At 66.8% G+C, this 19,592-nt stretch carries 18 protein-coding genes; 17 read left to right on the top strand and 1 reads right to left on the bottom strand.

What is annotated here, in order from left to right:
* The 4 genes from WBB07_RS01730 to WBB07_RS01715 all read left to right on the top strand — a co-directional run.
* The coding region (locus WBB07_RS01730) for a fatty acid kinase subunit FakA-related protein (RefSeq protein ID WP_526304143.1) at positions 1–1,240 on the top strand (1,240 nt) is incomplete at its 5' end.
* A 1-nt stretch (position 1,241) separates the two neighbouring features.
* Positions 1,242–3,437: an ATP-dependent DNA helicase RecG gene (gene recG, locus WBB07_RS01725; RefSeq protein WP_526304141.1), complete on the top strand. Its 2,196-nt coding sequence runs from the start codon at positions 1,242–1,244 to the stop codon at positions 3,435–3,437.
* Entirely contained in the window at positions 3,434–4,144 is a 711-nt protein-coding gene (locus WBB07_RS01720) for a GmrSD restriction endonuclease domain-containing protein (RefSeq protein WP_526304139.1), read from the top strand. Before recG ends, WBB07_RS01720 begins: the two co-directional genes overlap by 4 nt.
* A gap of 82 nt (positions 4,145–4,226) precedes the next feature.
* The gene (locus tag WBB07_RS01715; RefSeq protein ID WP_526304137.1) at positions 4,227–4,844 is read left to right on the top strand and encodes an MOSC domain-containing protein; all 618 of its coding nucleotides are present in this window, start codon (positions 4,227–4,229) and stop codon (positions 4,842–4,844) included.
* On the opposite strand, the gene WBB07_RS01710 is transcribed toward WBB07_RS01715, so the two are convergent.
* Positions 4,829–5,680 carry an aldo/keto reductase gene (locus WBB07_RS01710; protein WP_526304135.1) on the bottom strand — a complete coding sequence of 284 codons (852 nt, stop codon included), beginning with the start codon at positions 5,678–5,680 and terminating at the stop codon, positions 4,829–4,831. The genes WBB07_RS01715 and WBB07_RS01710 overlap by 16 nt on opposite strands.
* A gap of 127 nt (positions 5,681–5,807) precedes the next feature.
* Between WBB07_RS01710 and WBB07_RS01705 the strand changes: the two genes are divergently transcribed.
* The 13 genes from WBB07_RS01705 to smc all read left to right on the top strand — a co-directional run.
* Entirely contained in the window at positions 5,808–6,944 is a 1,137-nt protein-coding gene (locus tag WBB07_RS01705; protein ID WP_526304133.1) for an alpha/beta hydrolase, read from the top strand.
* 37 nt (positions 6,945–6,981) lie between these two features.
* On the top strand, positions 6,982–7,740 hold the full coding sequence (locus WBB07_RS01700) for a DsbA family protein (protein ID WP_526304131.1): 759 nt from the start codon (positions 6,982–6,984) through the stop codon (positions 7,738–7,740).
* Positions 7,737–8,372: a vitamin K epoxide reductase family protein gene (locus tag WBB07_RS01695; RefSeq protein WP_526304129.1), complete on the top strand. Its 636-nt coding sequence runs from the start codon at positions 7,737–7,739 to the stop codon at positions 8,370–8,372. The genes WBB07_RS01700 and WBB07_RS01695 overlap by 4 nt, the downstream gene beginning before the upstream one ends.
* A gap of 133 nt (positions 8,373–8,505) precedes the next feature.
* On the top strand, positions 8,506–11,898 hold the full coding sequence (locus WBB07_RS01690) for a pyruvate carboxylase (RefSeq protein WP_526304127.1): 3,393 nt from the start codon (positions 8,506–8,508) through the stop codon (positions 11,896–11,898).
* Positions 11,895–12,467 (top strand): 16S rRNA (guanine(966)-N(2))-methyltransferase RsmD, encoded by a 573-nt coding sequence (gene rsmD / locus WBB07_RS01685; protein ID WP_526304147.1) that lies wholly within the window; start codon positions 11,895–11,897, stop codon positions 12,465–12,467. Before WBB07_RS01690 ends, rsmD begins: the two co-directional genes overlap by 4 nt.
* 11 nt (positions 12,468–12,478) lie before the next feature.
* Positions 12,479–12,955, top strand: coding sequence for a pantetheine-phosphate adenylyltransferase (gene coaD / locus WBB07_RS01680; protein WP_526304125.1), 477 nt, complete (start codon positions 12,479–12,481; stop codon positions 12,953–12,955).
* A gap of 121 nt (positions 12,956–13,076) precedes the next feature.
* Complete coding sequence (gene sepIVA, locus WBB07_RS01675) at positions 13,077–13,814, top strand: cell division protein SepIVA (RefSeq protein WP_526304123.1); 738 nt, start codon at positions 13,077–13,079, stop codon at positions 13,812–13,814.
* 50 nt (positions 13,815–13,864) lie between these two features.
* Positions 13,865–14,521 carry a YceD family protein gene (locus tag WBB07_RS01670; protein ID WP_526304121.1) on the top strand — a complete coding sequence of 219 codons (657 nt, stop codon included), beginning with the start codon at positions 13,865–13,867 and terminating at the stop codon, positions 14,519–14,521.
* A 35-nt stretch (positions 14,522–14,556) separates the two neighbouring features.
* Complete coding sequence (gene rnc / locus WBB07_RS01665; RefSeq protein ID WP_526304145.1) at positions 14,557–15,222, top strand: ribonuclease III; 666 nt, start codon at positions 14,557–14,559, stop codon at positions 15,220–15,222.
* 32 nt (positions 15,223–15,254) lie between these two features.
* Positions 15,255–16,115 carry a bifunctional DNA-formamidopyrimidine glycosylase/DNA-(apurinic or apyrimidinic site) lyase gene (mutM, locus tag WBB07_RS01660; RefSeq protein ID WP_526304119.1) on the top strand — a complete coding sequence of 287 codons (861 nt, stop codon included), beginning with the start codon at positions 15,255–15,257 and terminating at the stop codon, positions 16,113–16,115.
* A 99-nt stretch (positions 16,116–16,214) separates the two neighbouring features.
* Entirely contained in the window at positions 16,215–16,628 is a 414-nt protein-coding gene (locus WBB07_RS01655) for an OsmC family protein (protein ID WP_526304117.1), read from the top strand.
* A complete protein-coding gene (locus WBB07_RS01650) occupies positions 16,625–16,915 on the top strand; it encodes an acylphosphatase (protein WP_526304115.1) in 291 nt (96 codons plus the stop codon). The genes WBB07_RS01655 and WBB07_RS01650 overlap by 4 nt, the downstream gene beginning before the upstream one ends.
* Before the next feature lie 117 nt (positions 16,916–17,032).
* A partial coding sequence (gene smc / locus WBB07_RS01645; RefSeq protein WP_526304113.1) for a chromosome segregation protein SMC occupies positions 17,033–19,592 on the top strand: 2,560 nt, incomplete at its 3' end.

Raw genomic sequence — 19,592 nt, 5'->3', positions numbered from 1 at the left:
GTCCGGGACCATCGTGTCGGTGCTGGAAGCGGCGGCCGCCGCCGCCGCCCACACCCTCGCGGATGGGCCCGGTGCGGCGGTGGCGGCGGCCGGGGACGCCGCGGCAGCGGCATTGGAGAGAACCCCGGAGCAGCTGGCCGTGCTGGCCGAGGCCGGGGTCGTCGACTCCGGTGGCCGCGGACTTCTGGTCCTGCTGGACGCGTTGCGTGTCATCGTCAGCGGGCAGGCGCCGGTCCGGACGCCCTACCGGCCTGAGGAATCCACGTCGGTCCCGGCGCTCCCCGGTGCGGCCCCTCCGCAGTTCGAGGTGATGTACCTGCTCGCGGGCTGCCTGGTGGACGACATCGACGGGTTACGTGCCCGTCTCGACGGACTGGGTGACTCGGTCGCGATCGCCGAGGTACTGCCCGACAGCGGTGCCGTGGGTTCGGCTGCCGGTCAGGTGTCGGTTCACGTCCACACCGATGACGCCGGAGCCGCGATCGAAGTGGGCTTGGCGTACGGCACCCCCAGCCGCATCCAGATCTCTGCCCTGGGCTCCGCCGTGGCCAAACCCGCAGCCGGTTTCAGCGTCGGCAGGGCGGTACTGGCGGTCGTCGACGGAGACGGTGCGGCCGACCTGTTCTCCGATGAGGGTGCCACCGTTCTTCAACTGGATCGTCGCGGGGGAGTGGCGGTCAGCGCCCAGCAGTTGGTGCAGGCGTTGATCGGGACCGGCGCTGCGCAGGTGATGGTGCTGCCCAATGGATATGTGGCCGCAGAAGAACTGGTCGCCGGGTGTACCGCGGCGATCGGCTGGGGGGTCGACGTGGTGCCGGTGCCCACCGGCTCGATGGTGCACGGCCTGGCGGCGTTGGCGGTGCACGATCCGTCCCGGCGGGCCGTCGACGACGGTTACACGATGGGCGCCGCGGCCGGCGGCACCCGGCACGGTGCAGTGCGGCTGGCCACCGAATCGGCGCTGACGTGGGCCGGCCCGTGTCGGGTCGGTGACGGTTTGGGCATCGTCGGCGGCGAGGTATTGGTCGTGCGGCACGACATCACCGCGGCGGCAAGAGGATTGACGGATCTGATGCTGGGTGTCGGCGGTGAGCTGGTCACCGTTCTGCTGGGTGCCGGCGTGGATCCCGGGGTCAGTGCGGTGCTCGCCAACCATGTGCATCTGCACCATCCGGGTATCGAGATCGTCAGCTATCAGACCGGGCACAGCGGCGATGTCGTGATCATCGGAGTGGAGTGAAATGGCCGAGTTGGGCGACACATTGGACTTCATCGTCGGGAAGAAGGCTGCCGGAAAGCTCGACGAGGTGTTCGGTATCCGCACGGTGAACGACCTGCTGCGCCACTATCCGCGCAAGTACAGCAAGGGCGCGACGGTGCTCGACGACGAATCCGATCCGCCGGCCGAGGGTGAGCACGTCACCTTTGTCGACACCGTCAGGAAGGTGGACCTGCGCTGGAGCACCAAGGGTAAAAAGCGGGAGTACATGGTCGTCACGCTGGCCGACCGGAATGTGACCGCTACGTTCTTCAACGCGAAGTACCTCAAGCACAGCCTGGTCGAGGGCACCCGGGTGATGATCTCCGGAGAAGTCGGGTTCTTTCGGGGCACCATGCAGCTGACGCACCCGGCGCATCTGATCCTCAACGCGCCCACCGGGCGGCTGCGCGGCAGCGCAAATCTCAAAGCTCTCGCCGCCAAAGACGATGACGGTGAACTGGACCTGTCGGTCTTCGAGCGCGAGTTCTTCCCGATCTACCCGGCCAGCGCAAAGCTGCAGAGCTGGGACATCTATGCCTGTGTGCGCCAGGTGCTCGAGGTACTCGACCCGATACCGGATCCGTTCCCGCAGGACTTCGTTCGGCAGCACGCCCTGATGGCCGAAGACGAGGCGTTGCGGGCAATCCATCTCTCCGAAAACACCGACGAGCGCACCCGCGCGGTCGAGCGGCTGTGTTTTGACGAAGCGGTGGGTATGCAGTGGGCTCTGGTGGGGCGCCGGCACAGTGAGCTGCGCCAGTCCGGACCGGCGGCGCCCTTGGTGGCCGGAGGCATCCGAGACCGGATGCTGGGTCGGCTGCCGTTCGATCTCACCGCCGGGCAGCAGGATGTCCTGACGGTGATCTCCGACGAACTGACCGCCGCCCGCCCGATGAACCGGATGCTGCAGGGCGAGGTCGGCTCGGGCAAGACCATTGTTTCGGTACTGGCCATGCTGCAGATGATCGATGCCGGCTACCAGTGTGCACTCCTGGCGCCGACGGAAGTGCTTGCGACCCAACATGCCAGGGGTATCCGCGAGGTTCTGGGGCCGCTGGCAACAGCCGGTGAGCTCGGCGGTGACGCAGCGGGTACCCGGGTGAGTCTGCTGACCGGATCGTTGTCAGCGGCCCGCAAACGGCAGGTCCGTGAGGAGATCGCCTCCGGTGCGGCCGGCATCGTGATCGGCACCCACGCACTGCTGCAGGACACCGTGGAGTTCCATCGCCTGGGCATGGTGGTGGTCGACGAGCAGCACCGATTCGGTGTCGAGCAGCGAGATCAGTTGCGCGCCAAGGCCCCTGACGGGATCACGCCTCATCTGCTGGTGATGACGGCAACGCCGATCCCGCGCACCATCGCGCTGACGGTCTACGGCGACCTGGAGACGTCCACGTTGCGCGAGTTGCCGCGCGGTCGCCAGCCCATCACCACCAGAACGGTTTTTGTCGCCGACAAGCCCAGATGGCTGGACCGGGCGTGGCAGCGCATCGTCGAGGAAGTGCAAGGCGGGCGCCAGGCCTACGTGGTGGCATCGCGCATCGATGAGACCGAGACCGACGAGACCGGTCCGCGACCGATTCCCGTCACGTCCTTGTTCGAGCATCTGAAAACCGGGCCGCTCAAGGATCTGCGGGTCGGGCTGATGCACGGCCGGCTCGACCCGGACGACAAAGACGCGGTCATGACGGCATTCAAAAACGGTGACATCGATGTGCTGGTTTCCACCACCGTCATCGAAGTCGGTGTGGACGTGCCGAATTCGACGGTGATGGTGGTGATGGACGCCGACCGATTCGGGATCAGTCAGCTACACCAGCTTCGCGGCCGTATCGGCCGTGGCAGCCATGCCAGCCTGTGTCTGCTGGTATCGCAGCTGCCGGAGGCCTCCAACGCGGGGCGGCGGCTCAACGCGGTGGCCTCGACGCTGGATGGTTTCGAGCTGGCCGATCTGGACCTGGCCGAGCGGCGCGAGGGTGATGTGCTCGGCCGCCATCAGTCCGGCCGGGCACTGAACCTACGGTTCCTCTCGCTGGCCGAGCATCGTCAGGTGATCGAAGATGCCCGCGAACTGTGTGAAGCGATCTATCCGGCGATGCCGGCCGATCCGGGACTGGCTTTCCTGGCCGCGTACTTCACCGAGACCGACCGCATCGAGTTCCTGGACAAGTCGTGACCCGCAAGCACGTGGTGTGGGTGGCGCTGGCAGCCGCCCTTGCCGTCATCGTGGCGTATCAGACGGTGTCGACGTCTGCGGAGCGGTCGGCTGCCCATGCGGTCGAGGCGGGTCTGCCGATTGTCGCTCCAGATGCCGACGTGCTCACCGGGATTCCCGAGGTGCCGGCCCGGGTTCGCAGCGGCAACTACCGCCGGGCGGCGTTCGGCGAGGCGTGGACCGACCTCAACTCCGCCCCGGGCGGTCACAACGGCTGCGATACGCGCAACGACATCCTCGACCGGGATCTGATCGAGAAGACGTACGTGGCGATCAGCCGCTGTCCGACTGCGGTCGCGACCGGCACACTACGAGATCCCTACACGGGCAAGACCATCTCGTTCGTGCGGGGCAATCAGACCGGTGCCGCGGTCCAGATCGAGCACATCGTGCCCCTGGCCTACGCGTGGGATCAGGGTGCGCGAGATTGGACCGACGAGATGCGGATTCGGTTCGCCAATGATCCCGCCAACCTCGTTGCCGTGGACGGTCCGACAAATCAGGACAAGGGTGACGCGGAGCCCGCACGGTGGATGCCGCCGAACGCGGCATTCCACTGCCAGTACGCAATGCAGTTTATCGCGGTGTTGCGGGGCTACTCGCTTCCGGTGGACGCGCCGTCGGTGCCGGCATTACGGGAAGCGGCGCAGACCTGCCCGGCAGGCTGACGACCCTGGATGTTGACGATAGGACACAATGTGTCTTACCGTCCCATTCAGTGTCATAGTCGGAACTGGAGGGAGATCTCAGTTGCCACCACAGGTACTGACGGTGTCCACGGGCCGGGTGCGGCCACTGCCGTGGCGTGGTCGCGCCATCGAGACGGCGATCGACAAGCAGCCCACCTGCGAGACTGTGGAGGTCGGCCACCTCGGTCTCGCCGGTGACGAACAAGGCGACCGCAAGCATCACGGGGGACCGGACAAGGCGGTCCTCGGCTATCCCGCCGAGCACTACAGCGCATGGGCCGAAATCCTCGGCGCGGTAGAGCCTCCCGCGTTCGGTGAAAACCTCACGACCACCGGCCTGCTGGAGTCCGACACCGTCGTCGGCTCGGTTCTCCTGATCGGCTCGGTGGTCCTGCAGGTCAGTCAGCCCCGGCGGCCCTGCTACCGACTCGCCGCGTTCCACAACCATCCGGAATTGGCGGTCCTCACCCAGCAGACCGGTCGAACCGGCATCTACTTCCGAGTTCTGCAGCCGGGGCGACTACGCGCCGGTGATGGCATCCGTCTTCTGTCGCAACCGGATCACGGAATCACGGTCGCCGACATGCTAGGTAGGCGCCTGGCAGGAGCTCTCGAAAACCAGAACAACCGCCTTTACGGCGAGGAGCTGGGGCGAGCCTGGCCTCAGGGGCCGGTGTAGGTCTCCGGATCGGGCCGGAACCGGGTGCCGTCGTCGAGACCGTTCAAGGTCTCCATGTCGGAGCTGCTGAGTTCGAAGCCGAACACATCGAGGTTCTCGGCAACCCGCTCGGCCGAGGAGGACCGCGGGATCACCACGTTGCCCAGTTGCAGATTCCATCTGATCAGCACCTGCGCCGGGGTCTTGCCGTAGGAGGCCGCGATGCCGGTGACGGCGGAGTTGTCCAGCACTTTGCCGACGCCCAGCGGGCTGTATGCCTCGGTGACGATGCCGTGCTCGGCGTGGAGGGCTCGGAGGGAGGCCTGGTTCAGCAGCGGGTGTAGCTCGATCTGGTTGACCGCGGGGACAAAAAACGCCAGGTCGAAGATGTCGGCGAGATGTTCGGCGCTGAAGTTGCAGACACCGATGGACTTGACGAGGTTGTCGGCCTGCGCGCGCATCATGCCGCCGAAACTGTCGACGTACTTACCGAGCTCAGCAGCCGGCCAGTGGATGAGGTACAGGTCGATGTAGTCGAGACCGAGCCGCTCCAGGCTGGCCTTGACGGCATCTTGGGAAGACTGGAAACCCTGGTCGGCGGTGGCCAGCTTGGTGGTGACGAACACCTCCGCGCGCGGGATTCCCGACGCGGCGATGGCGCGGCCCACGGCGGCTTCGTTGCCGTAGGCGGCAGCGGTGTCGATCAGGCGGTACCCGAGTTCCAGCGCCGTCGATACCGAGTGTTCGGTCTCGGCGTCGGACAACTCACCAACACCGAGGCCCAGGACGGGCATCGTGTTCTGGTCGTTGAGTCCGATCGACGGAACCGTCGCCCCCGACTGTCCAGTGGACGTCATCTCACCTACCTGTACCTGTTTGAAGTCAGAAATATAATGCCGGGTTGTCCCCAGCCCAATCCAAAGCGTAGACACTACTCCGGGGTACATCTGCACTCGTCAACCACGGGCCACTACCGTCGGGGCCGTGGTCGGTGTGCTGGGGCGCCCAGGGGCAAGACGCAGACGGATACCGCTGTCGGTGCTCAGCGCCGGAACCCGGCTGATGCCCGCGGTGCTGCCTTCGATGCCCGCTGCCGTCAAACGGGCCCTGCTCGGCTTCCACACGGTGACCGTCGACGGCAACACCCTCGATCCCAGCCTGCAGCTGTTGCTTGCCGGGCTGCGGGTGGGCGGCATTCCCGGCATCGTCGTCTCCGGCCCCGCAGGCGACGACGATGTGACACTCAGCCGCACCGTCATGCGGGACACCTGCATCGGACTCGGTGGCCCGGTTGGCCCCGTCGAGGTGGCGGAGCTCTCGATTCCCGGGCCGGCCGGGGCACTCGGGGTCCGTCATTACCGAACCGACGGCGCCTCGTCGGCGCTGGTGTTCTTTCACGGTGGCGGGTACGCGCTCGGAGATCTCGACGGCTACGACACGTTGTGCAGGCGCCTCTGCCACGACGCACAAACGCAGGTGTTCTCGGTGGACTACCGGCTGGCTCCCGAACACCCGGCTCCGGCAGCCGTCGACGACTGCTGTGCGGCCTACAGCTGGGTTGTCGACAACGCCGCCGATTTTGATCTGCCGGCAGACCGGATCGCGGTCGGCGGCGACAGCGCCGGGGGAGGGCTCGCGGCCGCGGTTTCCCAGTGGGCCAGGCAGCAGCCGGTCTGTGACCCGGTGCTGCAACTGCTGCTCTACCCGGTGACCGACCTCGATGCCCGGACTCGCTCGCGCACATTGTTCGCCGACGGCTATCTGCTGACGGGGCACGACATAGCGGTCTTCCGGGACCTCTATGTAGGTGATTCGGGTGTTCCGGTCACCGACCCGCGGGTGTCGCCGCTGCTAGCCGAGGAACTCGGCGGGCTGCCGCCGGCGTTGGTGGTGACGGCCGGTTTCGACCCGCTCCGTGACGAAGGCAACTACTACGCCGCGGCGCTGCAGCGTGCCGGAGTGCCGGTCGACCTGCGACAACTGGGCTCGATGATTCACGGTTTCATGAATTTCGCGGGCTTGGGTGGCCAGGTGGACCGTAGTGTCGCTGACATCACCTCCGCGCTGAGAGCACATCTTCGGCGCGGTGGAACCGGCGGTGTCATCACGCCGGTACGCTGAAGTCGCCAAGCCCGCGAGCACGAGGATCACCGAACCTGTGGCCAAATCAAAACGCCCCGTCAAGTACGACCTGAAGGCTGCCGACCGAAAGCGCAATATTGCAGTCCAGATCGGACTGACAGCGATCGTCGTCGTCTTCGCCGTAGCACTTGTGCTCTACATCGTGATGTCGAGTGACAAGAAGCAAGGTGGCGAAGCCGAGGCGATTCGAGTTGCCACGGCCGACGTCATCACCAACGAGGGCACGTCCGACCCGAAGGTCGTGCTGTCGTCCTTCGAGGATTTCCAGTGCCCGGCGTGCCGCAGCTTCGAGCAGGCGATGGGACCCACGATCAACAAGCTGGTCGACTCCGGTGTCATCGCCGTCGACTACCACTTCGTGTCGATCCTCAACTCCCCGGTGAACCGGAATTACTCGACGCGTTCGGGAAATGCGGCGTACTGCGTCGCCGAGCAGGACGACAGCCCGATGAAGGATGCGTTCCGACGCTTCCACGGCGCCTTGTTCGCCCAGCAACCGCAGGAAGGTTCTCCGGCGCCCGACAATGCGAGCCTGATCGAGACCGCCCGCCAGTCCGGTGTCGGCGGCGACGTCGCCAAGTGCATCGACGGCGGCAACTACAACGCTGTGGTCGACGGTATGACCGCGGCGGCGTCGATCACCGCCACGCCGACGATCAGGATCAACGACGAGGATTACCGCTACAGCACCCCTGCTGATCTGATCAGCAAGGTCCGCGAAATCGTCGGTGACGTGCCGGCTTTGGACGCGATCGCGGCGCCGCCGGCATCGTGACCACGACGCCCGCGGCAGAGGCCGGCCCCGTGGAACCGGCCGGGCGGTCGCCCCGCGGCGGTGTGGCCGTCGCCAGACCCAGCGCTCTGTGGGTGCTGTTGGCCGGCATCATCGGCCTCACCGCTGCGGCGACGCTGACCATCGAGAAGATCGAACTGCTACTGGACCCGTCCTACGTGCCGTCCTGCAGCATCAACCCGGTGCTGTCCTGCGGCTCGGTGATGATCACGCCGCAGGCGTCGGTCTTCGGTTTCCCGAACATGCTGATCGGACTTGTCGGGTTCACCGTTGTCATCGTCTCGGGCGTGCTGGCCGTCGCGAACGTGCGTCTGCCGCAGTGGTATTGGGTCGGTCTGGCGATCGGCAATGCCCTCGGTGTGGTGTTTGTCCACTACCTGATCTTCCAGAGCCTGTACCGGATCGGTGCGCTGTGCCCCTACTGCATGGTGGTGTGGACCGTGATGATCCCGCTGTTTGTGGTGTCGGCATCGATCGCGCTGCGACCGTGGGCGGGTAATCCGGTGCTGGGCGCGCTGTACCAGTGGCGTTGGTCGATCGTGGCGCTCTGGTTCACCGCGGTGGTGCTGATGATCCTGGTCCGGTTCTGGACCTATTGGTCGACCTTGATCTGATCGTGATCGGCGGGTTTGCAAAGATGCAGTTCGCAACCTTCGCATATTTGCCAGGAATGGTTCGCAGCGGAGTGAACAAGGTTTTTGAACTGCACCTTTCGTTTGGGTAGCCGTTTCGGGTAGATTGCTGCATGTGTTTTCCAAGGTTTTGGTTGCCAATCGTGGCGAGATCGCTATTCGGGCGTTTCGCGCCGCCTATGAGCTGAAGGTCGGCACCGTTGCGGTGTATCCGTACGAGGACCGCAACTCGGTGCACCGCCTGAAAGCCGACGAGTCGTATCAGATCGGTGAGGTGGGCCATCCGGTCCGCGCCTACCTGTCGGTGGACGAGATCGTGAACACCGCGCTGGCCGCGGGCGCGGACGCGGTGTACCCGGGGTATGGCTTCCTGTCGGAGAACCCGGAGCTGGCGGCGGCCTGTGCCGCGGCCGGGATCACTTTCGTGGGACCCAGCGCCGAGGTACTGGAGCTGACGGGCAACAAGGCGCGGGCGATCGCCGCGGCCAGCGCTGCGGGTCTGCCGGTGTTGGCCTCCTCGGCGCCGTCGGCCGACGTCGAAGAACTGCTGGCGGCGACCGAAGGTCCGTCGGCCATCCCGTTCCCGTTGTTCGTCAAGGCCGTCGCCGGCGGCGGTGGCCGGGGTATGCGCCGGGTCGCGGAACGGGCCGGGTTGCGGGAGGCCATCGAGGCCGCGTCGAGGGAAGCCGAGTCAGCGTTCGGTGACGCGACGGTGTTCCTGGAGCAGGCGGTGGTCAATCCCCGTCATATCGAGGTGCAGATCCTGGCCGACACCCATGGCAACGTGATCCACCTGTTCGAGCGGGACTGTTCGGTGCAGCGCCGGCACCAGAAGGTGATCGAGCTGGCGCCGGCCCCGAATCTGGACCCCGACCTGCGGGACCGGATCTGCAGTGACGCAGTCGCGTTCGCTCAGCAGATCGGGTACTCGTGTGCGGGCACGGTGGAGTTCCTGCTCGATGAACGCGGCAATCATGTGTTCATCGAGATGAATCCGCGCATTCAGGTGGAACACACCGTCACCGAAGAGATCACCGACGTCGACCTGGTGTCGTCGCAGCTGCGGATCGCGGCGGGGCAGTCGCTGGCCGAGCTGGGGCTGTCGCAGGAGACCATCGTGGCCCATGGCGCCGCGTTGCAGTGCCGCATCACCACCGAAGACCCGGCCAACGGATTCCGCCCGGACACTGGCCGGATCGCTGCCTACCGGTCACCCGGTGGTGCCGGTATCCGGCTCGACGGCGGCACGCTGTTGGGCGCCGAGGTCAGTGCCCATTTCGATTCGATGCTGGTGAAGTTGACGTGCCGGGGCCGTGATTTCGGGACCGCGATCCGTCGTGCTCGCCGGGCGGTGGCGGAGTTCCGGATCCGGGGCGTGTCGACCAACATCCCGTTCCTGCAGGCAGTGCTCGACGACCCGGATTTTGTGGCCGGCCGCGTCACCACCTCGTTCATCGACGAGCGACCGGAGCTGTTGACCGCGCGTTCGTCGGCCGATCGCGGCACCAAGATCCTGAACTACCTGGCTGATGTGACGGTCAATCGGCCACACGGAGACCGCCCGTCGAAGGTGTATCCGCATGACAAGTTGCCCGACCTCGACCTGACAATCGCCCCGCCGGCCGGGTCGAAGCAGAAGCTGGTCGAGTTGGGCCCGCAGGGATTTGCTCAGTGGCTCAAGGATTCTCCGGCGCTGGGCGTGACCGATACGACGTTCCGCGACGCGCACCAGTCGCTGCTGGCGACCCGGCTGCGTTCCACCGGGCTGCTGAGGGTGGCACCGTATGTCGCGCGGACGATGCCGCAGCTGCTGTCGGTGGAGTGTTGGGGCGGGGCCACCTACGACGTTGCCCTGCGCTTCCTCAAAGAGGACCCGTGGGAGCGGCTGGCCGCGCTCCGGGAAGCCCTGCCGAACATCTGTCTGCAGATGCTGCTCCGCGGCCGCAACACCGTCGGCTACACGCCGTACCCGGAGATCGTCACCTCCGCATTTGTGGATGAGGCCACCGCGGTAGGGGTGGACATCTTCCGAATCTTCGACGCTCTCAACAACATTGATTCGATGCGTCCGGCGATCGACGCGGTGCGCGCCACCAACACCGCGGTCGCCGAAGTCGCGATGTCCTACACCGGTGACCTGTCCGACCCGGCCGAACAGCTCTACACGCTGGACTACTATCTGCGGCTGGCCGAGCAGATCGTCGACGCCGGCGCTCACGTCTTGGCGATCAAGGACATGGCCGGACTGTTGCGGGCCCCGGCTGCCGCGACCCTGGTGTCGGCGCTGAAATCACGGTTCGACCTGCCGGTGCATGTGCACACCCACGACACCCCCGGCGGTCAGCTGGCCACCTACCTGGCGGCGTGGCAGGCCGGTGCCGATGCGGTGGACGGTGCGGCCGCGCCGTTGGCGGGCACCACAAGCCAGCCGGCGTTGTCCTCGATCGTGGCCGCCACGGCGCACACCGAGTTCGATACCGGTCTGAACCTGGGTGCGGTGTGCGAGTTGGAGCCGTACTGGGAGGCGTTGCGCAAGGTGTACGCCCCCTTCGAAAGTGGGTTACCCGCTCCGACCGGGCGCGTCTACACCCACGAGATCCCGGGCGGGCAACTCTCCAACCTGCGCCAGCAGGCCATCGCGCTCGGCTTCGGAGACCGCTTCGAAACCATCGAGGCCAACTACGCGGCCGCCGACCGGCTGCTGGGCCGCCTGATCAAGGTCACCCCCAGCTCCAAAGTTGTCGGTGACCTGGCGTTGGCACTCGTCGGTGCGGGTGTGTCGGCTGACGAGTTCGCCTCGGACCCAGCCAAATACGACATCCCCGACAGCGTGGTCGGGTTCTTGCGGGGCGAGCTCGGCGATCCCGCCGGAGGCTGGCCGGAACCACTGCGGTCGAGGGCGCTCGAAGGCCGGGGTGAGGCCAAACCCGAGGTGGCGTTGTCGAATGAGGACGAGGCGGTGCTGGCTCAGCCGGGACCGAAACGTCAAGCCACGCTGAACCGGCTGCTGTTCCCCGGGCCCACCAAGGAATTCGAAGCCCACCGCGACCAATACGGCGACACCTCGCAGTTGTCGGCCAACCAGTTCTTCTACGGGCTGCGTCACGGTGACGAACACCGGGTGCAACTGGAGAAGGGGGTGGAGCTGCTGATCGGCCTCGAAGCCATCTCCGATGCCGACGAGCGCGGGATGCGTACCGTCATGTGCATCATGAACGGACAGCTTCGTCCCGTCGTCGTTCGTGACCGCAACATCGCCTCCGAGGTCCCCACCGCGGAGAAGGCCGACCGGGCCAACTCCGCCCATGTGGCCGCCCCGTTTGCCGGCGTTGTCACCGTCACCGTCGCCGCCGGTGACGCCATCGAGGCCGGGCAGACCATAGCCACCATCGAGGCCATGAAGATGGAGGCCGCCATCACCGCGCCCAACTCCGGCACCGTCGAGCGCATCGCCGTGTCGGCCACCGCGCAAGTTGAGGGCGGCGATCTCCTGGTGGTCGTCAACTGACCCGCATCATCGCCGGGACAGCTGGGGGCCGGCGGTTGGTGGTGCCCCCGCGCGGGACGCGGCCGACCACGGATCGGGTGCGCGAGTCGATGTTCAACGTGCTCGCCGCCCGGATCGACTTCGACGGTGTGGCGGTTTTGGACCTGTACGCGGGCTCGGGTGCGCTGGGGCTGGAAGCGTTGTCCCGCGGTGCGGCCAGTGCCCTGTTCGTCGAGAGTGATCAGCGTGCCGCCGCGGTGATCACCCAGAACATCACCGCGCTCGGGTTGTCGGGTGCTGCGGTACGTCGCGGTTCTGTCGAGGCGGTGCTCGGCGGGGGAGCCGGGAGGTCCGTGGAGCTGGTTTTTGCGGATCCGCCCTACGAGCTCAGTACTGCCGAGCTGGAGAAAGTGGTCGGTCTGCTGACCGAAAAGGGCTGGGCGGCAACCGGAACCGTGATGGTGGTGGAAAGGCCCAGTGGCAGTGCGCCACTGGCGTGGCCGCCCGGTTGGGTGGCGTGGCGCGACCGCGGATACGGCGATACCCGGGTGGAGATGGCTGAACGCGTCGACGGCGATACCTCCTGCTAGCGTCGGGTGCCATGAGTGGCGCCGTCTGCCCAGGTTCCTTCGATCCCGTCACCTTCGGGCACCTCGATGTGTTCGAACGTGCCGCAGCACAGTTCGACGAGGTCGTCGTCGCGGTGTTGGTCAATCCGAACAAGAAGGGCATGTTCACCCTCGAGGAGCGGATTGCTCTGATCGAGGAGTCGACGACCCATCTGCCGAACCTGCGGGTCGAGTCGGGGCAGGGGCTGGTTGTCGATTTTGTGAAGGCGCGCGGATTGACCGCCATCGTGAAGGGGCTGCGCACCGGTACCGACTTCGAGTACGAGTTGCAGATGGCGCAGATGAACCGCCATGTCGCGGGGGTCGACACGTTCTTCGTGGCGACGGCACCGCAGTACTCGTTTGTGTCGTCCTCGTTGGCAAAGGAGGTCGCCTCGCTGGGCGGTGACGTCAGTGATCTGCTTCCCGATCCGGTGAACGCGCGGGTGCGCGACAAGCTGCGAGGCTGACATAATGTGCGGCAGGTGTGCGGGGTTCGGCCGAAAATAGCGACACACCGGTCCGAACAGCGCAGTCACAGGCGCAACACCAGGCACACTTGTAACAACATCGAGGCCTGGAGGATGCGCCGTGTACCGAGTATTTGAAGCGCTCGACGAGCTGGGTGCCATCGTCGAAGAGGCGCGTGGCGTTCCGATGACGGCCGGCTGCGTCGTCCCGCGGGGCGACGTGCTGGAGCTCATCGACGACATCAAAGACGCGATCCCTGGCGAACTCGACGACGCCCAGGATGTGTTGGATGCGCGCGACGGGATGCTCCGCGACGCCAAACAACACGCCGACGGCATGGTCGCTTCGGCGACCGCGGAGGCCGAATCGACCCTCGGGCACTCCCGGGGCGAGGCCGACCGGCTGCTGGCCGATGCCAAATCGCAAGCCGACCGGATGGTCATCGAGGCCCGCCAGCACTGCGAGCGCATGGTCGGCGAGGCCCGTGAAGAGGCGAGCCGGCTGGCAGCCAACGCCAAGCGTGACTACGAGACCGCGGTCGGACGGGCCAAAGCCGAGGCCGACCGGCTGGTCGAGAGCGGCAACATCTCCTATGAGAAGGCCGTCCAGGAAGGCATCAAGGAGCAGCAGCGACTGGTCTCGCAGACCGAGGTGGTGCAGTCCGCTCAGGCCGAGTCGCAGCGCCTGATCGATGCCGCGCACGCCGAGGCCGACCGGTTGCGCGGCGAGTGCGATATCTACGTCGACAGCAAACTCGCCGAGTTCGAGGATTACCTCAATGGGACCCTGCGCTCGGTGGGGCGCGGCCGGCACCAGTTGCGGACCGCCGCCGGCACCCACGACTACGCGCAGCGCTGACCGAGCGCACTCCGGCAAGCCGGGCGGCGGCGCGCCGTAGAATTCTGGATATGTCGGTGTTCAAAAAAGCGGCGTCCAGCAAGGCTGCATCCAAAACTGCGGCCCCCAACAAGACTGCGGCCCCCAAGAGAACTTCGGCCCATCGGCGCATCCCCTCGGGCCTGGCCCTCGACGTCGCACGGCTGGGCCGCCGTCCCGGCTCCATGCTTGCCGTCGCCGAAACTGTGCCCAGCCCGTCGCGTATCGGGGTGGACATGCTGGCGATCAGTCAGGGGACACCGGTTGAGCTGGACCTGAATCTTCAGTCGGTCTCTGAAGGCGTGCTCGTCACGGGCACCGTCACCGCCCCGACCGACGGCGAATGCGCCCGGTGCCTGTCGCCCTTTTCCGACACCATCACGATCGAATTGACCGAACTGTTCGCCTATCCGGAGAGCACCACCGAGGCGACCACCGAGGAAGACGAGATCGGACACGTCATCGATGACATCGTCGACCTCGAACAGTCGATTGTCGATGCCGTGGTGCTGCAGCTGCCGCTCTCGCCGGTTTGCCGTCCCGACTGCCCCGGACTCTGCCAGAGCTGTGGTGTCCCGCTGGCTACCGCCGAGCCGGACCACCACCACGATGTGATCGACCCGCGCTGGGCGAAGCTGGCCGGCTTGTTACCGGAGAATCCATCGGCAGATCCCGAGGTTCGGCAGTGACAGAACAGGACCACCGGCAACCGTTGATCGACGCGATGGGCGTCGACCTCGGCGCCGACCTGCTGACACTGGCCCTGACCCACCGCAGCTACGCCTATGAACACGGTGGCCTGCCCACCAACGAGCGGCTGGAGTTCCTCGGCGATGCGGTGCTCGGCCTGACGGTGACCGACGAGCTGTACCACCGTCACCCGGACCGCACCGAGGGCGACCTGGCCAAACTGCGCGCCAGCATCGTCAACACACAGGCGCTCGCCGAGGTGGCTCGAGGGCTCACCTCCGACGGGCTGGGCTCCTACCTGCTGCTGGGCCGGGGTGAGATGAACACCGGTGGTGCCGACAAATCCAGCATCCTGGCCGACGGTATGGAGTCGCTGCTGGGTGCGGTGTACCTCGAGCACGGTATCGACACCGCGCGCAAGGTGATTCTGCGTCTCTTCGGGAATCTGCTGGACACGGCCCCGACGCTGGGTGCCGGTCTCGACTGGAAAACGAGCCTCCAAGAGCTTTGTGCGGCACAAGGGTTGGGTTCGCCGAGCTATTCGGTGACGTCCATCGGGCCCGATCACGACAAGCAGTTCACGGCGTATGTCATCGTCAAGGAGATCGAACGGGGAACCGGCGTCGGCCGGTCGAAGAAGGAAGCCGAGCAGAAAGCTGCGGCCATGGCGTGGAAGGCCCTTGTCGATCTTGAAGCGTGACGGTGCCGGCATGACCACGGTTGTGCGGCGCCATGCCTGAACTTCCCGAGGTCGAAGTTGTCCGCCGCGGGCTGCAGACGCACCTCGCCGGCCGGACGATCACCGCGGTGCGGGTGCACCATCTGCGTGCGGTCCGGCGGCACGAAGCCGGTCCGGCAGATCTGACCGCCCGACTGCTGGACAACACCATCACCGGTACCGGCAGGCGAGGCAAGTACCTGTGGCTGACTCTCAGCAGCGGCGAAGCGCTGGTGGTGCACCTGGGGATGAGCGGGCAGATGCTGTTGGGCACCATCCAGGAGAACAAGGCCCGTCCCGAGCATCTGCGGATCGGTGCGCTGCTGGATGACGGCACCGCGCTCAGCTTCGTCGATCAGCGGACCTTCGGTGGCTGGATGCTCGCCGAGCTGGTCACCGTCGACGGCAGCGAGGTTCCCGAGCCGGTGGCGCACATCGCCCGTGACCCACTTGATCCGCTCTTCGACCGCGGCGCGGTGGTCAAGGTATTGGCCGGCAAGCACTCCGAGATCAAGCGGCAGCTGCTCAACCAGGCGGTGGTGTCGGGTATCGGCAACATCTACGCGGATGAAGCGCTGTGGCGGGCCAAGGTCAACGGGGTGCGGCTGGCCGAGACGCTGAGCAAGCCGGCGCTGGCGCGCATCCTCGACCAGGCCGGCGATGTCATGCGCCAGGCGCTGGATCAGGGCGGGACGTCGTTCGATTCGTTGTACGTCAACGTCAACGGTGAATCCGGATACTTCGACCGGTCGCTGGACGCCTACGGCCGCGAGGGCGAGCCGTGCCATCGCTGTGGGGCGGTGATGCGCCGGGAGAAGTTCATGAACCGGTCGTCGTTCTACTGCCCGAAATGCCAGCCGCGACCGCGCGGTTGAACGAGTCGTCGAGCTTGCGGCCGCCGAGACCGGCGTAATGGCGGATCGCACTCGCACATCGGCGCCCAAATGTGAGTTTGGGCCTACAGGAAGGACACGATGACGGAACTGTGGGTTGAACGGACCGGGACGCGGCGCTACACGGGCAAGAGCTCGCGGGGCGCGGAGGTGGCTGTCGGCTCCGAGGACGTCGAGGGTGTCTTCACCCCGGGCGAACTGCTGAAGATCGCCCTGGCGGCGTGCAGCGGGATGGCCAGCGACCAGCCGTTGGCGCGCCGCCTCGGGGACAACTACCAGGCCACCGTGCGCGTCTCCGGACCGCCGGACCGTGAGCAGGAGCGTTACCCGCTGCTCCAGGAGACCCTGGAGATCGACCTGTCCGGGCTCACCGAAGCAGAGGTGCAGCGGGTGCGCACCGTCGTCGAACGCGCCATCGATCAGGTGTGCACGGTGGGCCGGACCCTGAAATCGGGCACCGAGGTCAGCTTCGACATCGCCGACGGCCGGTCATGACGGGCACCCCCGACGATCCGGCCCGGCTGACCGCCTGGGTTCACGGGCACGTTCAGGGGGTGGGTTTCCGCTGGTGGACCCGGTCGCGGGCGCTCGAACTCGGATTGACCGGGTATGCCAGCAACCAGGCTGACGGCCGGGTGCTGGTGGTGGCGCAAGGCCCACGGGCGGCCGGTGAGCGGTTGCTCGAGTTGCTGCGCGGCGACACCACACCAGGCCGGGTGGACAAGGTGATCGCCGATTGGTCGGCACCGGGGGAGCAGATCCGGGGATTCAACGAGCGCTAGTCCCTTTGTAGTCCGGCCCTCCCGCCCCGGCCCGTGCGCCCCCTTGCTTCGCTGGGGGTACCCCCACGCCGGCTCGTCGACCTCTCGTCGACCGGACTAGCGGTACGCTGGCACGCCATGCACCTCAAGAGTCTGACGTTGAAGGGCTTCAAGTCCTTCGCGTCGCCTACGACTCTGCGTTTGGAACCCGGAATCACCTGTGTGGTCGGCCCCAACGGCTCCGGCAAGTCCAACGTTGTCGATGCCCTGACCTGGGTGATGGGCGAACAGGGTGCCAAGACGTTGCGTGGCGGCAAGATGGAGGACGTCATCTTCGCCGGCACGTCCACCCGGGCGCCGCTGGGGCGCGCCGAGGTGACGCTGACGATCGACAACTCCGACAACGCGCTGCCCATCGAGTACTCCGAGGTGTCGATCACCCGCCGGATGTTCCGCGACGGCGCCGGGGAGTACGAGATCAACGGCAGCAGCTGCCGGCTGATGGATGTCCAGGAGCTGCTGAGCGACTCCGGGATCGGCCGGGAGATGCACGTCATCGTCGGGCAGGGCCGGCTCTCGCAGATCCTGGAATCACGGCCGGAAGATCGGCGGGCCTTCATCGAAGAGGCCGCCGGTGTGCTCAAGCACCGCAAACGCAAGGAAAAAGCGGTCCGCAAGCTCGACGCGATGGCCGCCAACCTGGCCCGGCTCACCGACCTGACCACCGAGCTGCGCCGCCAGCTCAAACCCCTGGGCCGCCAGGCCGAGATGGCCCGCCGCGCCCAGACCATCCAGGCTGATCTGCGGGACGCACGCCTGCGATTGGCCGCCGATGATCTCGTGAAACGCCAAGTCGAGTTCGAGGGCGTCGGCGGCACCGAAGCCGCGTTGCGCAAAGAACACGAGGAGTCCGTGGAACGGCTGGCTGTGGCCGCCGATGAGCTCACGGATCACGAAACGGCGGTCGCCACCCTGACCGAGCGGGCCGAACGCGCCCAGCAGACCTGGTTCCGGCTCTCCGCGCTCGCCGAGCGGGTCAGCGCGACGGTACGGATCGCCCGGGAGCGCACCCAGCTGTTGGAAGCCGAGCCGGTGCACAGCGGTGGCCGTGACCCCGAGGAACTCGAGGCCGAAGCCGACGAGGTGGCTGAGCTGGAGCAGCAGCTGCTCGCCGAGCTCGCCGAAACTCGCGCCCGGCTGGAGGCTGCGCGGGAGGAACTCGGTGAGGCCGAACGCGACGCCGCCGACGCCGAGCGGGCGCATCTGGCAGCCGTGCGCGCCGAAGCTGATCGCCGCGAAGGCCTGGCCCGGTTGGCCGGGCAGGTCGAGACCATGCGGGCCCGGGTGGAATCCACCGATGACCGGATCGCCCGGTTGTCGGAGGGGATCGAGGAGTCTGGGCAGCGCGCCGAAAGCGCCCAAGCCGAATTCGAGACGGTGCAGGGCCGCGTCGGCGAGCTCGACGAAAGCGAAGCCGGTCTCGACGATCATCATGACCGCACGGTCGCCGCACTACGGCTGGCCGATGAGCGGGTGGCCGAGCTGCAGGCCGCCGAGCGCGCCGCTGAACGTCAGGTCATCTCGCTGCGCGCCAGGATCGATGCGCTCACCATGGGCCTGGAGCGACGTGACGGCGCTGCCTGGCTTGTCGAAAATCACGGTGATGCAGGGATATTCGGTGCTGTCGCCACGCTGCTGAAGGTGAATGCCGGCTACGAGGTGGCGGTGGCGGCGGTGCTCGGCTCGGCCGCCGATGCGCTGGCGGCCGACGATTTTGCCGCGGCATCCTCGGCCGTCGCGGCGCTCAAAGAGGCCGACGGCGGCCGGGCGTCGATCGTGCTCGGTGACTGGCCGGAACCTCCCACCCGGATCAACGGTGAGATTCCCGCCGGTGCGCAGTGGGCGATGGAGCTGGTGGAGGCACCTGCGCGGATGCGCGGCGTGGTGAGTGTGCTGCTGGCCGGGGTGGTGGTGGTCGGTGACCTCGCCGCCGCGCTGGAGGTCGTTTCGCGACGCGCCGACGTGCGGGCAGTGACCCTCGACGGCGATCTGGTGGGTCCCGGCTGGGTCACCGGTGGCTCCGACCGTAAGCCCAGCACCCTGGAGATCGCCGGCGAAATCGACAAGGCGCGCGCTGAATTGGCCACTGCCGAAACGCAAGTCGAAGAGCTGAGTGCGGCACTGGCCGGTGCCGCCGCCGAGCAGAAGGCCCGCCAGGACTCCGCCGAGCAGGCCTTGGCCGCGCTCAACGAATCAGACGCGGCGATCTCGTCGATCTATGAACAGCTGGGGCGACTCGGTGTGGAGGCCCGCAACGCCGACAACGACTGGCGTCGGCAGATCGGGCAGCGCGACGAACTCGAGGCCAGTCGCGAGCAGACCGTGGCCGAGCTCGCCGAGCTCGAGGAGCGGTTGCACAACGCCGAAGACGTGCCCACGGCCGAGTCCGACGAGCCCGCCGACCGGGATCGGTTGACCGCGGTGGTCGAGATGGTGCGCGCCGCCGAGGTGGAGGCTCGCCTCGCGTTGCGCACCGCCGAGGAACGGGCCAATGCTGTTCGAGGGCAGGCGGATTCACTGCGACGCGCCGCTACGGCCGAACGTGAGGCGCGGGCCAGGGCGCAACGTGCGATCGAGGCGCGTGAGCATGCCGCCGCGGTGGCGTCGGCAGTCGGCGACGCCGGTCGCAAGCTTGCCG

It is taken from the genome of Mycobacterium sp., assembly GCF_049647605.1.
GTDB lineage: Bacteria > Actinomycetota > Actinomycetes > Mycobacteriales > Mycobacteriaceae > Mycobacterium.
This window is presented reverse-complemented; position numbering and strand designations above follow the sequence as displayed.

Coding starts and splice junctions, on each gene's coding strand:
- coaD (WP_526304125.1), top strand. CDS start 12,479: ATGAGTGGCGCCGTCTGCCCAGGTTCCTTCGATCCCGTCACCTTCGGG.
- recG (WP_526304141.1), top strand. CDS start 1,242: ATGGCCGAGTTGGGCGACACATTGGACTTCATCGTCGGGAAGAAGGCT.
- WBB07_RS01710 (WP_526304135.1), bottom strand. CDS start 5,680: ATGACGTCCACTGGACAGTCGGGGGCGACGGTTCCGTCGATCGGACTC.
- WBB07_RS01650 (WP_526304115.1), top strand. CDS start 16,625: ATGACGGGCACCCCCGACGATCCGGCCCGGCTGACCGCCTGGGTTCAC.
- WBB07_RS01655 (WP_526304117.1), top strand. CDS start 16,215: ATGACGGAACTGTGGGTTGAACGGACCGGGACGCGGCGCTACACGGGC.
- mutM (WP_526304119.1), top strand. CDS start 15,255: ATGCCTGAACTTCCCGAGGTCGAAGTTGTCCGCCGCGGGCTGCAGACG.
- WBB07_RS01670 (WP_526304121.1), top strand. CDS start 13,865: ATGTCGGTGTTCAAAAAAGCGGCGTCCAGCAAGGCTGCATCCAAAACT.
- rnc (WP_526304145.1), top strand. CDS start 14,557: ATGGGCGTCGACCTCGGCGCCGACCTGCTGACACTGGCCCTGACCCAC.